Below are 14949 nucleotides of genomic sequence, written 5' to 3' on the forward strand. Positions count from 1 at the left end.
ATCACCATTGGACCGAACCAGTGATCGGCGGCCGGACGGCGGTGAGTCGCCGTGACCGACGACGGTTCGTCGGCCGAGGGGCTCCTCGCACAGCAGGCGCGGCGGGAGTCGAACGCGCGGACCTATCCGCGCTCGCTGCCGCTCGCGATCGACCGCGCCGAGGGGGCCATCCTCGAGGACGTCGACGGGAACGAGTACGTCGACTGTCTGGCGGGTGCGGGAACGCTCGCGCTCGGCCACAACCACCCCGCGGTCGTCGAGCGAATGGAGGACCTGCTCGAGCGCGATCGGGCCGTCCACACGCTCGATCTGACGACCCCGGTCAAGGAGCGGTTCGTCGACCGACTGCTCGAGAGTCTGCCCGACGAGTTCGCCGAGACCGCGAGGGTGCAGTTCTGTAGCCCGGCCGGGACCGACGCCGTCGAGGCCGCGCTGAAACTCGTCAAGACGGCGACGGGGAACCGGTCGATGCTGGCGTTTCAGGGCGGCTACCACGGGATGACCAACGGCGCGCTCAGCCTGATGGGCGATACGGCGGCGAAGGAGCCGGTTCCGGGGCTGATGCCGGACGTCCACCACCTGCCCTACCCCTACGAGTACCGCTGTCCGTTCGGGCTCGGCGGGGAGGACTGCTGGCGGACGAGCGCGGAATACGTCGACCGCACGCTGTCGAACCCCGACGGCGGGATCGTCGACCCCGCGGGGATGATCCTCGAGCCCGTGCAGGGCGAGGGCGGCGCGATTCCGGCACCCGCCGAGTGGCTCCGGGAGATGCGCCGGGTGACCCGCGAGCGGGACGTGCCACTGATCGTCGACGAGATCCAGACCGGGCTCGGGCGCACCGGCGAGTTATACGGGTTCGAGCACGCCGACATCGTCCCGGACGTGGTGACGCTCTCGAAGGCGATCGGCGGCGGGCTCCCGCTGTCGGTCGTCGTCTACGACGAGTCGCTCGACATCTGGGAGCCCGGTGCACACGCCGGGACGTTCCGGGGCAACCAACTCGGGATGGCCGCCGGAACCGCGACGATCGAACACGTCCTCGAGCACGACCTCGCGGACCACGCGGCGGCGATGGGCGACCGGCTCCGGGCTCACCTCGAGGAGACGGCCGCGACGTTCGAGGCGGTCGGCGACGTTCGCGGGCGCGGATTGTTGCTCGGGATGGAAATCGTCGATCCCGCCGGGGACCCGGACTCGCTGGGCCACTTCCCCGCGGACGGCGACCTCGCGTCGGCCGTCCAGTCGGAAGCGTTCGATCGCGGGCTCGTGATCGAGACGGGGGGTCGTCGCGGGAGCGTCGTTCGGTTCCTCCCGCCGCTGACGATCTCGGGGTCGCGGATCGACGAGGTCGGCGAAATCGTTCACGAGAGCGTTCGCGCGGCCGTCGAGGGCGGGCAACGCCGGGCGGAGGCACCCGCATGACGGGCAACGAGTTTGCAGGCCGGGTCCGCCCGGCCTCCGACGAACCGACGCCGCCGGACGCCGCGAGCGCGTTCCTCGGCGACGAAGCGGGCAACGTCGCTTACGAGGATGCGATCGACCGGGCGCGCGAGCACCTCGTCGAGTCGTTCGCGACTGCGACGGACCCCTACGAGGGGACCGACCACGAGACGCTGCGCGAGCGCATCGACGACCTCGCGGTGTTCCCCGATGAGGGAGATTCCCTCGAGAGCGTCCTCGAGACGGTCGCCGACGAGGTGCTCGGGGATTCGGTTCGGGTCCACGACCCCGGCTGCGTCGCCCACCTCCACTGCCCGCCGGCGATCCCGGCGCTGGCCGCCGAACTGTTGCTCTCGGGGACGAACCAGTCGATGGACTCGTTCGATCAGGCGCCCGCGGCGTCGGTCCTCGAGGAGCGCGTCGTCGACGCCTGCTGTGCGCTGTTCGGGTATCCGGCCGGCGCGGACGGCGTCTTCACGGGCGGGGGCACGGAATCGAACTTCCTCGGACTCCTGCTGGCCCGCGACTGGTACTGCGAGACGGCGTTCGATCGGACCGTCCAGACCGACGGGCTGCCGCCCGAGGCGTCCGACCTCCGCGTGCTCTGTTCGGACGCGGCGCACTTCACGGCCGAGCAGGCCGCCCACCACCTCGGGCTCGGCGAGGACGCGGTCGTCGCGGTGCCGACCGACGGCGACCATCGCATCGATCTCGCGGCGCTCGACGAAACGCTCGAGCGACTCGAGGCCGAGGGTCGACATCCCTTCGCGCTCATTGGCACCGCCGGGACGACCGACTTCGGCAGTATCGACCCGCTCCGCGCGCTCGCGGATCGAGCCGCCGATCGGGACCTGTGGTTTCACGTCGACGCCGCCTACGGCGGCGCGTGTGCGATCAGCGACCGCCTCCGGCCGAAGCTCGCGGGGATCGACCGCGCCGACTCGATCGCCGTCGACTTCCACAAGCTGTTCTACCAGCCGATCAGCTGCGGCGCGTTTCTGTTGCGCGACGGCGACGAGTATCGGTTCCTCGAGCGCAACGCGGCCTACCTCAACCCCGAGCGCGACGACGCGGCGGGGGTGCCGAACCTCGTCTCGAAATCGACGCAGACGACGCGCCGGTTCGACGCGCTGAAGCCGTTCGTGACGTTCAACGCGCTGGGCCGGTCCGGCGTGGCCGACTGCGTCGAGTACGTCTGCGACCTGGCCGACGCGGTCGCCGCCGACATCCGGGCCGAGCCGGCGCTGGAACTGTGCTGTGACCCCGAACTGAGCGCGGTGGTCTTCCGGTACCGCTCGGACCGACTGACTCGAGCGAGCGAGCGGGACGCGACCGGCGAGTCCGCCACCGCGACCGGCGACGCCGTCGACCGCGTCGACCGCGTGAACCGCGCGATCCGCGACGAACTGTTGGCCGACGGCGAGGTCGTCCTCGCCCGCACCGAAATCGACGGCACCGCCGCGCTGAAGTTCACCCTTCTGAACCCGAAGACGACCGTTTCCGACCTCCGCGAGGCCCTCGCGGCGATCACCGACCGCGGCGAGGCCCTTGAACGCGAGGTGATCGATTCCGCATGACACACCCACACTCACACTCACCCACACCGACGACGGCGACCGACGAGCGCGATGTCGACGCGGCGCGGGTCGCCCGCGAGGCGACGGTGCACAGCTTCCTGAACTGCTACTGCCACGAGACCGGTGCCGACGAGTTCGTCGCCGCCGCGGACGCCCCGATCGACCGCCAGCCGGCGAGCGGGCTCGTCCTGCGGTGTCCGCTGCCGAATCAGGGGATCGAATGCTTCGTTCCCGTGGCGTACCGCTCCCCGACCGGCCGCCACTTGTTCGATCTGCCCGCGTCCTACCGGGCCGAAGACGGCGGCGACCCGGTCGAACTCGACTACGCCACGCTCGCGGCGCTCGCGACGAAGGAACTCGAGATCGAACGCGGCGCGGACGGGAGCCGCGACGACCTCCTCGAGCGAGTCGTGCGGTCCTGCCGGCGCATCGAGCGGTACGTCGACGCCCGCGCGGGCGACGAAGACGTCCTGTACGGCACTGACTTCACCTTCCGCGAGGCCGAGCAGTCGCTGGTCTTCGGCCACCTCCGGCACCCGACGCCGAAGAGCCGCCGCGGGATGGAGCGCGACGCCGAACGCTACGCCCCCGAACTCGAGGGTTCGTTCCAACTGCACTACGTTCGCGCGGATCCCGAAATCGTCGAGAGCGAGTCCGCCCGCGAGGACTCCGCGGCCGAGTGGGTCCATGAGGCGCTGCGAGAGGACCCGGCCGTCGCCGAGTCCGTCCTCGAGGGATACCTCGCCGAGGACGACGTCCTCCTGCCGGTGCATCCGTGGCAGGCCGAGCGGCTGTTCGAGCGCGACGCAGTACGGGAACTGGTCGCCGCGGGGAAACTCGAGTCGCTGGGGGAACTGGGCCGGGGGTTCCATCCGACGACATCCGTGCGAACGCTGTACGCGCCCGACTCGCCGTTCATGGTCAAGGGGTCGCTCGCCGTCGAGATCACCAACTCGCTGCGGACGAACAAGCGGCCGGAACTCGAGCGCGGGGTCGCGATCTCGGACCTGCTGGCGACCGACCTCGGCGACGACCTGCGCGAGCGATACCCCGGGTTCGACGTGATCCGGGACCCGGCCTACCTGACGATCGATCCGGACGCGTTGGGCCTCGAGGGCGACGAATCGGGCTTCGAGGTCGTCCTCCGGGAGAACCCATTCCGGGGCGAGGCCGCCCGGCGGGCGACGCCGGTCGTCGCGCTCTGTCAGGACGGGATCGGTGACAGCGACTCGCGGCTCGGCCGCGTCGTCCGCGCCATCGCCGATCGCGAGGGCCGCGACGCCGCCGCGGTGAGCGAGGAGTGGTTCCGGCGCTACCTCTCGATCTCGGTACGGCCGCTGCTGTGGCTCTACCTCGAGCGGGGGATCGGCCTCGAGGCCCACCAGCAAAACAGCGTGCTCACGCTGGACGAGGCGGGCTACCCCGACGAGTTCCGCTACCGGGACAATCAGGGTTACTACTTCCCCGAGAGCGCTTACGAGCGGCTCGAGTCCCTGCTGCCCGGCGTCGGCGAGCGGGCCGGCAGCGTCTGTCCCGACGCGGTCGCCGACGAGCGGATTCGCTACTACGTCGTCCTCAACAACGCGCTCGGCGTGATCAACGCCTTCGGAACCGCGGGACTGGTCGACGAGCATCGGCTGCTCGCCGTCCTCCGGGCGGAACTCGAGTCGCTCCGGGAGTTCGACCGGCCCGGCACGTCGATCCTGGACCCGCTGCTCGAGTCCGAAACGGTGCCGTGCAAGGCGAACCTGCTGACCCGCTTCCGGGGGTTAGACGAGCTCGACGCGCCCTCGCTCGACGAGCAGTCGGTCTACGCCGACGTGCGGAATCCGCTCGTCGACGCAGAGACGCCGGAAGCGGCGGGGTCGCACGGTTCGACCGCGACCGGCGACGCCGGGGAGGTGGATCGATGACGGCGCGAGAACCGTCCCGCGGCCCGCACGCCACGGTCGTCTCCGAGTACGATTTCGAGTACTACGACGAGACGATCGACCGGCACATCGGCTTCCGACCGGTCTCGCTCGAGCGCGATCTCGGCCGGCTGCACGCGTGGCTCGGCTCTGACCACGTCAAGCCCTCGTGGGATCTCGATGAGCCGTTACCCGCGTTCCGCGAAACGCTCCGCGAGAAACTCGCGGACGACCACCAGACGCTGTATATCGGCTGTCTAGATCACGTCCCGATGAGCTACTGGGAGCGCTACTGGGCCGCCGAGGACGATCTGGCGGCGTACTACGACGCCGAGCCGACCGATCAGGGGATTCACCTCCTGTTCGGTCCGCCGGAGTACGTCGGCGAGGGATACGGGGTGGCCCTCCTCCGCGCAATGGTGGCCTTCCAGTTCAGTCATCCCGAGACCGATCGAGTCGTCGCCGAACCCGACGCCCGCAACGACGCGGTTCTGACGGTCTTCGAGCGATGCGGGTGCGAGACCCAGCGCCAGTTCGAGTTCTCGGAGGAGGAGAAGACGGCGAACCTCGTCGTCTGTACACGCGAGCGGTTCGAACGCGAAATCTGGCCGCCGACCGTCGACGGCGAACCGTCGGACCGCGCCGAGGTGAGCGGCGATGACTGAGCGGGGCGAGTCCATCACCGTCGTCGACGGCGCTCGAGACGACGGGGACGCCGTCGACCGTGACGACTCCGACACCGTCATCGACCGCGGGCGCTACGGCGTGCTCGGCGTCGGCCTCGGCCCGTTCAACCTCGGCCTCGCGGCGCTGCTCGACGGCGCGGAGCCGGCCCTCGAGCTCGACGCGATATTCCTCGAGCGCGACCCCGAGTTCGCGTGGCACGAGGGGATGCTGATCGAGGGCGTCACGCTCGAGGTGCCGTTCCTCGCGGATCTGGTGACGATGGCCGATCCCACGAACCCCTACAGCTTCCTCAACTACGTCCGCGAGCGCGATCGGATCTACGAGTTCTACTTCTACGAGACGTTCCAGCTCCCGCGCCGGGAGTACGACGAGTACCTGCGCTGGGTGGCCGAGACCGTGCCGACGACGCAGTTCGGACGGGAGGTGACGCGCGTCGAGTACGTCGAGGCGGACGCGGACGGCGGGCGTGAGGAGTCCGACGAGATGGACACCGACGGAACGGACAACGGCGGGACGTTTGTCGTCGAGGCTGTCGCCCCCGAGACGGGCCAACGCTATCGCTACCGCGCCGACGACCTCGTGATGGGCGTCGGCTCCCGGCCCGCCGTGCCCGAGTTCGCCCGCGAGTACGCTGACGCCGACGTGCCGGGAGGTGATCGGGTGTTCCACACCGCCGACTACCTCGAGCGCCGCGCCGACGTCCTCGAAGCCGACTCGATCACCGTCGTCGGCTCCGGGCAGAGCGCCGCCGAAGTCGTCCTCGACCTGCTCGAGCGCCAGTCCGCGAACGGGTTCCGACTCGACTGGCTCACCCGCTCGGACGGCTTCTTCCCGATGGAGTACTCGAAGCTCGGGCTCCAGCACTTCACGCCCGAGTACGCGGCGTACTTCTACGATCTGCCCCAGTCCCGGAAAGACGACCTGCTGGCCGACCAGGACCTGCTGTACAAGGGAATCGATCCCGAGACCAGCGAGCGGATCTACGACACACTCTACGAGCGCTCGATCGGCGACCGCGACCCCGACTTCGGCATGCTCGCGACGACCGCGGTCCGCGACCTTGAGCGCATCGAGGGCAGCTACTGGCTCGAGTGCGAGCAACGACAACAAGAACAGCAGTTCGCCCTCGAGACCGACGCCGTGATCTTCGGGACGGGCTACCAGCGGCCGACGCCGACGTTCCTCGAGCCGATCGCCGACCGTATCGCGTTCGACGACCGGGGCCGGTTCCGCGTGAGCGAGGACTACCGCCTCGAGGGGGACCTCGGCGGGGCGGACGACGCCGGCGGTCGCGTGTTCGTCCAGAACGCCGAGATGCACACCCACGGCGTCGGCACGCCGGATCTCGGACTGGGCTGTTACCGGAACGCGGTCATCATCGATCGGCTCGCCGGCCGCGAGGTGTATCCGATCGACCGTGACACCGTCTTCCAGCATTTCGACGTCGAACAGTTCGCCGACCACGCGCCGGTTCGCACGGACGGGGCGCGACCGCGACCGCTCGATACGGAGTAATTCATGCAGAACACACCACGCAACATCGACCGAGACGAGATCGAGTACGGACTCGACGGCATCGACACGCTAGACGACGTGCTGACCGCGGACCGCTGGGCCGACGCCGGGCGGGACCTGCTCGCCAAGATCCTTCGGGAGTTCACCTACGAGGGCATCCTCGAGCCGGAACGGGTCGCGGACGATTCGAACGACCCGGATGCCGACTCGACGAAGTGGGCCACCTACGAGGTCGACCTCGACGGAACGCGCTACCGCTTCGAGGCCGTCGAGCGGTTCTGGGACAGCCTCAGCGTTCGCGTCGACTCGATCGAACGCGACGCGGGCGACGGGTTCGAACCGGCCGACGACCCGCTGGAGTTCGTCGTCGACCTCGAGCCGACGATCGACATGGACTCGATCACGGCCAGCCACCTCGTCCGCGAGTACACGAACACGCTGCTCGCGGACGCACACATCGATGACGACGGCGACGGCAACGGCAGCGCGGCCGGGAGCGACAAATCCGTCCTCGACATGTCCTACCCCGAGATCGAGGGCGAGATGACCGGCCACCCGTGGCTCACGTTCAACAAGGGCCGGGTCGGCTGGGGGTACGACGACTACCGCGACTACGCGCCCGAGCGCGCCGAGCCGATCCGGCTCTCGTGGTGTGCCGTCTCGCGCGAGGCGGCCGAATTCGTCAGCGTCGAAGGGCTCGACCGCGAGGCATTGCTCGAGTCGGAACTCGGGAGCCGCTACGGGCGGTTCCGCGCGGAACTCGAGGACCGGGGACTCGACCCCGACGAGTATCTCTTCCTGCCGGTTCACGACTGGCAGTGGGAGAACGCCATCGTCCCACTGTTCGGCAGACAGCTCGCGACGGACGACATCGTCCCGCTGGGCGAGGGGCCGGACGACTACCTGCCCATGCAGTCGGTCCGGACCTTCGTCAACGCCGACGAGCCGACGAAGCACAACGTCAAACTCCCGATGCAGATCATCAACACGCTCGTCTGGCGCGGGCTCCCCGGCGAGCGGACCGAAGCCGCGCCGCTGGTCACGGAGTATGTCAAGGACGTGCGGGACTCGGACCCGTTCCTGCGCGACGAGTGCGAGGTCGTCCTCCCCGGCGAAATCGCCGGCGTGAACTTCGATCACCCGACGTTCGACGCGCTCGAGGCCCCGGCCTACCAGTACAACGAACTGCTGGGGTGTGTCTGGCGCGAGAGCGTCACGGACCTGATCGACGAGGGCGAGCGGGCGATGACCCTCTCCGCCCTGCTACACGTCGAGGACGGCGAACCCGTGATCTCGAAACTGGTCGAACGCTCTGACCTCGAGCTCTCCGAGTGGCTCGACGAACTGTTCGCCACGATGCTCCCGCCGCTGTTGCACTACCTCTACCGGTACGGAACCGCCTTCTCGCCCCACGGCGAGAACACGATTCTCGTCCTCGAGGACGACCGGCCGTCGCGGCTCGCCGTCAAGGACTTCGTCGACGACGTCAACGTGGCCGAGGCACCCCTCGAGGAACTACAGGGGCTGCCGGAGGACCTCGAGGACGTACTCCTGTCCGTGCCGCCTGAAGAACTGCGCCTGTTCATCGTCTACGGCCTGTTCGTCGGCGTCTATCGATACCTCGCTGACCTGCTGGCCCGCCACCACGACTACGCGGAGGACCGCTTCTGGAGGCAGGTCCGGGACGCCGTCGAGGACTACCACGCGCGGTTCCCCGACCTCGAGGAGCGGTTCGAACTGTTCGACCTACTCGAGCCGACGGTCCCGAAGCTGACGCTGAACCGCAACCGGATCGTCGACATCGGTTACGGCGACCGTCCCGAGCGGCCCCACGCGGTCGAGCACGGCACCGTTCCGAACCCGCTGTACGAGGTCGGACCTGAGCGGTAACGGCACCAGCGACACGTTCCGAGATCGACGGCGACGATCGGGAAAAGAGAACGCGGCTCTCGATTTTGGTTTCCGTCGGAGACGAAGCGGCGTCAGTCGTCCTCGGTCGTCGTCTTCTCCACGTCGAGTTCGCCCTGATAGATCTCCGCGCCGTCCTGTGCTACCTTCTCGGCCAGAACGGCACACTTGACCCGCATCGGCGAGATATCGACGCCGAGCATGTCGATCACGTCGTCGCGATCCATCTCGTGGAGTTCGTCGAGGGTCTTGCCGGCGAGCTTGCCCGAGAGCATGCTAGCGGAGGCTTGACTGATCGCACAGCCGTCGCCCTTGAACGCGACCCGTTCGATCGTCTCCTCGTCGTCGTCGAGGACGATGTCCATGCGAATCTCGTCGCCGCACATCGGGTTCTCGCCGATGTGGGTGAAGGTGGGATCCTCGAGTTCCCCGTAGTTACGGGGGTTCTTGTAGTGGTCGAGGATCTGCTGTCGGTACATATCGGAGCCCAGTCCCATCGTTGGATACGGATAAGTGAGTGAGTTGTAAAAGGGTTCCGGGGGGCGACACGGGCGGTCACGTCACCGTTCCGCGGCTTCGGTGTCCGCCCGCGATTTCCGGAAGGCCGACGGTCCGGTCACCGAGTCGCTGAACGCGGATTCATCGAGTGTGGCAGTCGGGGTCGCGGACCGTCGAGCGTTCGCGAACGGTCGAGAGTCGGTGGCGCTACGCTGACCCTCGGTCGACGGGCGGATGCAGGTAGCAGGCGTCGATGACGGCGGCGACACCGACGCCCGCCGCGACCGACAGCGCCTGCACCTCCGACACGCCCAGCACGGTCGCGGCGACCAGCGCAACCGCGAACGCGAGCGGAACGATCCCCAACAGGAGATCGTACCGGCTCGCCGCGGTGAGAACGTCGACCAGGGCCTCGAGCGGATCGCGTCCGGGATGGCCGATTCGGTTCTCGTACATGCGTTCTCACCTCGGCGGACGCCGGTAGGAGCGCGACGCTAAAAACTCTTTTCCGGTTTGTTGTTTCTTCCGAGAAGACGCGAGTCGAGATTCGACAGCCGGATCAGGCGGCCGGGAACGAACGGCAGGCGGAATCGGTTCGTCCGAGCGGCGTCCGGGCGAGTACGGAAGACGAGTCGGACAGGGAACTACGCCGGCTTCTGAACGATCGCGAACCAGAAGTCCTCGATCGACTGCACGAACTCGACGAAGTCCTCGGGTTCGACCGGCTTCTGAATGTAGGTGTCCGCCTCGAGCCCGTGAGATTGGACGACCTTCTCGCCGGCATCGGAACTCGTGAGCACGACGACCGGAATCTCGTCGAGCGCCGGCTCGTTTTTCAGCTCCGAGAGGACGTCGATGCCGCTCTTGCCGGGGAGCTGTGGCTCGAGGAGGATGATATCCGGGCGCGGTTTGTCCGCGTGGTCGTTTCGCTGGTGGACAAAATCGAGCGCGGCCTCGCCGTCGGAGACGGTGTGGATGGTGTTCAGGAGTTTCGCGTCCGTGAACTTCTCTTCGAAGAGCCGACTGTCGCCGGGGTTCGGTTCGACCAAGAGGATGTCAATCGGCTCGTTCACCTGCTCGTCTTCCGTAGTCATCTGAACCAATTATCGTATCCGCGGGTAAAACATCGAGGTAAGCCCCAGTGAACAGTCCGTTTTCTCGAAGTTACGAGTAAGCGTGTTTTCCGAGAGGGAATCGCTACCGTTCGTTTACGCGAACAACTGCCGTGCGTCTACGAAGCGGCGAAGCCGCTTCGAGCCTTGCCTCGTTGCGCTCGGCAAGACGTCCCTCGCACGTCAGCTAAAGAGCTGCCGTGCGTCGTCGATGGCGTCGACCAGTTTGTCGACCTCTTCTTTCGTGTTGTAGACGTAGAAGGATGCTCGAGCGGAGGCTGCGACCCCGAGCTTGTCGTGCAGCGGCTGGGTACAGTGGTCGCCGGCGCGGATCGCGACCGCATGGTCGTTCATGATCGAGGCGAGGTCGTGGGCGTGGACGCTCTCGAGGTTGAAGCCGACGAGGCCGCCGCGTTCCGGCCCCGGTTCGGGGCCGTAGACCTCGACGTCCGGTTCCGCGGTCAGCCGCTCGTAGGCGTAGCGGGCGATCTCCTCCTCGTGGGCCTGCACTCGGTCCATGCCGATCTCCTCGAGCCAGTCGATGGCGGCGACGAGGCCGACGGCCTCGGCGATCTGGGGCGTCCCGGGCTCGAACTTCCACGGGAGGTCGTCCCACGTCGAGTCCTCGAAGGTGACCTTGCGGATCATGCCGCCGCCGTAGAGATAGGGCTGCATCTCCTCGAGGAGGGCCTTCTTGCCGTAGAGGGCACCGATGCCGGTTGGGCCGGCCATCTTGTGCCCGGAGAACGCGTAGAAGTCGGCGTCGATTGCCTCGACGTCGACGGGCCGGTTGGGGACGGCCTGCGCGCCGTCGATGAAGGCCAGCGCGTCGCAGTCGTGGGCGATATCGACCAGTTCGGAGACGGGGTTGACGGTGCCGAGCGTGTTGGAGACGTGGACCGCCGAGAGCATCGCCGTGTCGTCCGTGATGAGCTCGCGGGCGTGGTCCATGTCGAGGCGGCCGTCCTCGTCGACCCGGATGTACTTCACGTCGGCGCCGGTTCGCTTGCCGATCTGTTGCCACGTGACCAGCGAGGCGTGGTGTTCCATCTCCGTGAGGACGACCTCGTCGCCGGGGCCGAGTTCGTTCAGGCCCCACGAGTAAGCGACCAGATTCTCCGCTTCGGTCGTGTTCTTGGTGAAGATGACCTCCTCGCGGCCGCCGCTCGCGCCGATGAACTCGGCGACGCGGTCGTGGGCGTCCTCGTAGGCGATCGAGGCCTCCTGGCTCAGGTGGTGGATCCCCCGATGGACGTTGGCGTTCGACTCGCGGTAGTAGTCGCTCATCGCGTCGATAACCGGATCGGGCGTCTGCGTCGTCGCCGCGTTGTCGAGATAGACGAGTTGCTCGCCGTCGAACTCCCGCTGGAGGATCGGAAACTCCTCTCGGATCGCTCCGACGTCGAGCGCCTCGAGGTCCTGGTGACTCATTGGTGGCTACCAGGGACCGCACACAAAACACTCCTTCGGTCCAGACGTGGCCGATTTTTCCGGAACCGCGTCGAACCGGACTGTCTTGCCGAGTTGCGGCGATCCCGGTCCGCGAGCGGCGAGTCGAATAGCGACGGCTGCTCGAGCGTGAGAACGGAAAGGGGGGGAGGTGGGGAGGGGAGGATGGGGACGGGGTTTCGGGAGGTGAACGGCAGGGGGGAGTGGTGGGGGTACCCTGGTGGGTGCCCTGCCGCAACTGTTCATTGGAGTGTGTCAGGGAAACCAGTATCTCCAAACAATTTTGGTATCCACCGAATTGATGGTCAAATAAGTGATGGCCGCCACAAGTGAGACGCGAGCGGTCTCGCGTCATCGAGACGTGACCCTGATACTCGTCGGGGAGCCCCCGGTCTGCGAGCCGTTCGATCCGCCGGTAGAACGGCGGCGAGGCGTCACAGCGCTCGGTGAGTCGGTCGACGGACAGCGGTCCCTCGCTGGCGGCGATGAGGGTGCGACGCGCATACTCGTCCTCGAGCAGGGCGGCACTTCTCGGTCCTCATCGTCGGTCATCGCGTCGTTCGTCTGCTGAAAAGTATGAACCGTCCCACATTTTCCGGTGGTGAAATCTTGGCCCGTGGATTATACAGCGGGCCGGTGAAGCAGTTCTCGAGATGTCCGCAATCGAGATATCCGGGTTAACGAAGGAGTATGGCGATCTCACGGCCGTCGACGACCTCGATCTGACCGTCGCCGACGGCGAGGTGTTCGGCTTTCTCGGCCCGAACGGCGCGGGGAAGTCGACCACGATCAACATGCTGCTGGATTTTACCCGTCCGACGGCGGGGTCGGCGACGGTACTCGGCTACGATACACAGGCGGAACCGGACGCGATCAGCCCGCGAGTCGGCGTGCTTCCAGAGGGGTTCGACATCTACCCGCGGCTGTCCGGTCGTCGGCATATCGAGTTCGCAATCAAGACGAAAGCCGCCGGCGACGATCCGGAGTCGATCCTGCGCCGGGTCGGGCTCTCGGCCGACGACGCCGACCGCCCGGCCGGCGACTACTCCAAGGGGATGCGCCAGCGGCTCGCGACCGGCATGGCGCTGGTCGGCGACCCCGACCTGCTCATCATGGACGAGCCCTCGACCGGGCTCGACCCCCACGGCATCCGCGAGATGCAGGACCTCGTCCACAGCGAGGCCGAACGCGGCACGACCGTCTTCTTCTCGAGTCACATCTTGGAGCACGTCGAGGCGGTCTGTGACCGCGTCGGCGTGTTGAACGAGGGGCGACTCGTCGCCGTCGACACGATCGAAGGCCTCCGCGAGGAGATCGGCGGCGGCGCGACGATGACCCTCGCGCTCGCGGACGGGACGGCCGAGGCACGGGAGATCGCCGGCTCGGTGCCGGGCGTCACCGAGGTCACCGCGTCCGGGCGCACCCTCGAGTGTACGATCACCGATCCGGCGGCGAAAGCCGAGGTCGTGACCGCGCTCGCAGGCGCGGGGGCGACGATCGACGACCTGCGGATCGAGGAGGTCTCCCTCGAGTCGCTGTTTACCGCGTTGACCGACGGCGACGTGGATGAGACGGAAACAGCCGATGGGAGCGCTCTGACCGCCGAGACGGAGGCGGCGCGATGACCTCGCATATCACTACTGTCGCCCGCAAGGAGTTCGACGACGCCGGCCGGTCGAAGCTCCTCTGGGGGCTGATCGGCCTGCTCGTCGGCCTCGTCGTCGTCGGCTACGTCGCGATCTGGTACACGGTCGACGACGTGACCGCGGCCGAAGTGCTGAGTTTCCTCGGAACACCGCTGCAGGTGATCCTCCCGGTCGCGGCGCTGATCGCCGGCTACATGGCCGTCGTCGGGGAACGGCGCTCGGGGAGCATCAAGCTCCTGTTGGGGCTCCCGCCGAACCGGACCGACATCGTCTTCGGCAAACTGCTCGGCCGCACGGCCGTCGTCGGGCTCGCCGTCGGCCTCGCCTTCCTCGTCTCGCTCGTCCTCGGGGCCGTTTTCTTCGGCTCGGTCCCGTTCCTCGACTGGCTCGGCTTCGCCGCGGTGTCGCTGCTCTTCGGAACGACCTTCGTCGGGCTGGCCGTCGGCGTCTCCGCCGGCGTCGCCACGCGGGGCAAGTCGATGGCCATCGTCGTCGGACTCTACATGGTGCTCATCGCGCTGTGGGAATTGCTTACCGCCGGGCCGTACTACCTGATCTACGACGGGTCCGTGCCGGTCGAGCCCGAGACGTGGTATCTACTCCTCGAGCAGTTCAATCCGATCTTCGCGTATACCAATCTCGCCAGCGCCATCGTCGAGGGCTCGATCTTCCCCTTCCAGTTCCAGTACGGCCTGCAGTCGATCGAGGCCTACGGGATGACCCCGGCCGAGCGCTATCCGGGCGACGCGCCGTTTTACCTCCAGGACTGGTTCGGGGTCGTCGTCCTGCTGTGCTGGCTCGTCGTGCCCGTCGCCATCGGCTACTACCGGTTCCAGCGAACGGACCTGTAGGTCGCTCGAGCCGAGCGCAGAAAATCGATCGCGGCGCTCGCGGTGTGGTCGACCGCTTAGGACATCCGCAGCAACTGCGCGTGTAGCGTCTGGTCCACCTCGAGGACGTTCGCCTCGTCGACGAACCCCTCCTCGACGGCGAGTTCGACGGCGCGGGTGCCGACGATGTTGGCGACGGCCGCCCGCGAGAGGCTCTCGACCACCGCGTCCTCGTCGACCGCGTCGCCGCCGTAGAACTCCTCGGTGACGGTCAGGGAGAGTTCGCCCTCCTCGAAGGTCTCGCCGAGGACGTCCTCGTCGCAGACGGCGACCAGCAGCCCTTCCTGTGTCTCGCGTTCGTTGACGATCATCCG

At 67.5% G+C, this 14949-nt stretch carries 14 protein-coding genes; 9 read left to right on the plus strand and 5 right to left on the minus strand.

Annotated features, from left to right (window positions below; all coding sequences use genetic code 11):
• Positions 1–51: 51 nt before the first annotated feature.
• The 6 genes from FEJ81_RS17915 to FEJ81_RS17940 are packed head-to-tail and all read left to right on the plus strand — an operon-like array spanning position 52 to position 9022.
• Positions 52–1425: a diaminobutyrate--2-oxoglutarate transaminase gene (locus FEJ81_RS17915; protein ID WP_138246570.1), complete on the plus strand. Its 1374-nt coding sequence runs from the start codon at positions 52–54 to the stop codon at positions 1423–1425.
• Positions 1422–3020, plus strand: a complete 1599-nt coding sequence (locus FEJ81_RS17920; RefSeq protein ID WP_138246571.1) for a pyridoxal phosphate-dependent decarboxylase family protein — start codon at positions 1422–1424, stop codon at positions 3018–3020. Before FEJ81_RS17915 ends, FEJ81_RS17920 begins: the two co-directional genes overlap by 4 nt.
• Positions 3017–4933: an IucA/IucC family protein gene (locus tag FEJ81_RS17925; protein ID WP_138246572.1), complete on the plus strand. Its 1917-nt coding sequence runs from the start codon at positions 3017–3019 to the stop codon at positions 4931–4933. Before FEJ81_RS17920 ends, FEJ81_RS17925 begins: the two co-directional genes overlap by 4 nt.
• A complete protein-coding gene (locus FEJ81_RS17930; protein ID WP_138246573.1) occupies positions 4930–5595 on the plus strand; it encodes a GNAT family N-acetyltransferase in 666 nt (221 codons plus the stop codon). The genes FEJ81_RS17925 and FEJ81_RS17930 overlap by 4 nt, the downstream gene beginning before the upstream one ends.
• Complete coding sequence (locus tag FEJ81_RS17935) at positions 5588–7132, plus strand: lysine N(6)-hydroxylase/L-ornithine N(5)-oxygenase family protein (RefSeq protein WP_202979389.1); 1545 nt, start codon at positions 5588–5590, stop codon at positions 7130–7132. Before FEJ81_RS17930 ends, FEJ81_RS17935 begins: the two co-directional genes overlap by 8 nt.
• A gap of 3 nt (positions 7133–7135) precedes the next feature.
• The gene (locus FEJ81_RS17940; RefSeq protein WP_138246574.1) at positions 7136–9022 is read left to right on the plus strand and encodes an IucA/IucC family protein; all 1887 of its coding nucleotides are present in this window, start codon (positions 7136–7138) and stop codon (positions 9020–9022) included.
• A 92-nt stretch (positions 9023–9114) separates the two neighbouring features.
• Here the strand turns inward: FEJ81_RS17940 and sufU are convergent, their stop codons facing one another.
• The 4 genes from sufU to FEJ81_RS17960 form a co-directional block, all read right to left on the minus strand.
• Entirely contained in the window at positions 9115–9537 is a 423-nt protein-coding gene (gene sufU, locus FEJ81_RS17945; RefSeq protein ID WP_138246575.1) for a Fe-S cluster assembly sulfur transfer protein SufU, read from the minus strand.
• Positions 9538–9745: 208 nt separating this feature from the next.
• A complete protein-coding gene (locus tag FEJ81_RS17950; protein ID WP_138246576.1) occupies positions 9746–9994 on the minus strand; it encodes a hypothetical protein in 249 nt (82 codons plus the stop codon).
• 188 nt (positions 9995–10182) lie between these two features.
• Positions 10183–10632: a response regulator gene (locus FEJ81_RS17955; protein WP_138246577.1), complete on the minus strand. Its 450-nt coding sequence runs from the start codon at positions 10630–10632 to the stop codon at positions 10183–10185.
• Positions 10633–10833: 201 nt separating this feature from the next.
• Positions 10834–12081, minus strand: coding sequence for an aminotransferase class V-fold PLP-dependent enzyme (locus FEJ81_RS17960; RefSeq protein WP_138246578.1), 1248 nt, complete (start codon positions 12079–12081; stop codon positions 10834–10836).
• A 334-nt stretch (positions 12082–12415) separates the two neighbouring features.
• Here FEJ81_RS17960 and FEJ81_RS23385 point away from each other — a divergent pair, with 334 nt between their 5' ends.
• The 3 genes from FEJ81_RS23385 to FEJ81_RS17975 all read left to right on the plus strand — a co-directional run bounded on the left by FEJ81_RS23385 (position 12416) and on the right by FEJ81_RS17975 (position 14596).
• Complete coding sequence (locus FEJ81_RS23385) at positions 12416–12670, plus strand: hypothetical protein (RefSeq protein ID WP_175416468.1); 255 nt, start codon at positions 12416–12418, stop codon at positions 12668–12670.
• 82 nt (positions 12671–12752) lie between these two features.
• The gene (locus FEJ81_RS17970) at positions 12753–13724 is read left to right on the plus strand and encodes an ABC transporter ATP-binding protein (protein ID WP_138246579.1); all 972 of its coding nucleotides are present in this window, start codon (positions 12753–12755) and stop codon (positions 13722–13724) included.
• On the plus strand, positions 13721–14596 hold the full coding sequence (locus FEJ81_RS17975; protein WP_138246580.1) for an ABC transporter permease subunit: 876 nt from the start codon (positions 13721–13723) through the stop codon (positions 14594–14596). The genes FEJ81_RS17970 and FEJ81_RS17975 overlap by 4 nt, the downstream gene beginning before the upstream one ends.
• A gap of 56 nt (positions 14597–14652) precedes the next feature.
• Here FEJ81_RS17975 and FEJ81_RS17980 read toward each other — a convergent pair whose 3' ends face one another.
• Entirely contained in the window at positions 14653–14946 is a 294-nt protein-coding gene (locus tag FEJ81_RS17980) for a DUF424 domain-containing protein (RefSeq protein WP_138246581.1), read from the minus strand.
• Between the last annotated feature and the right edge of the window lie 3 nt (positions 14947–14949).

Origin of the sequence: Natrinema versiforme, from assembly GCF_005576615.1 — an archaeon.
In the GTDB taxonomy this organism is placed as follows: Archaea; Halobacteriota; Halobacteria; order Halobacteriales; family Natrialbaceae; genus Natrinema; species Natrinema versiforme_A.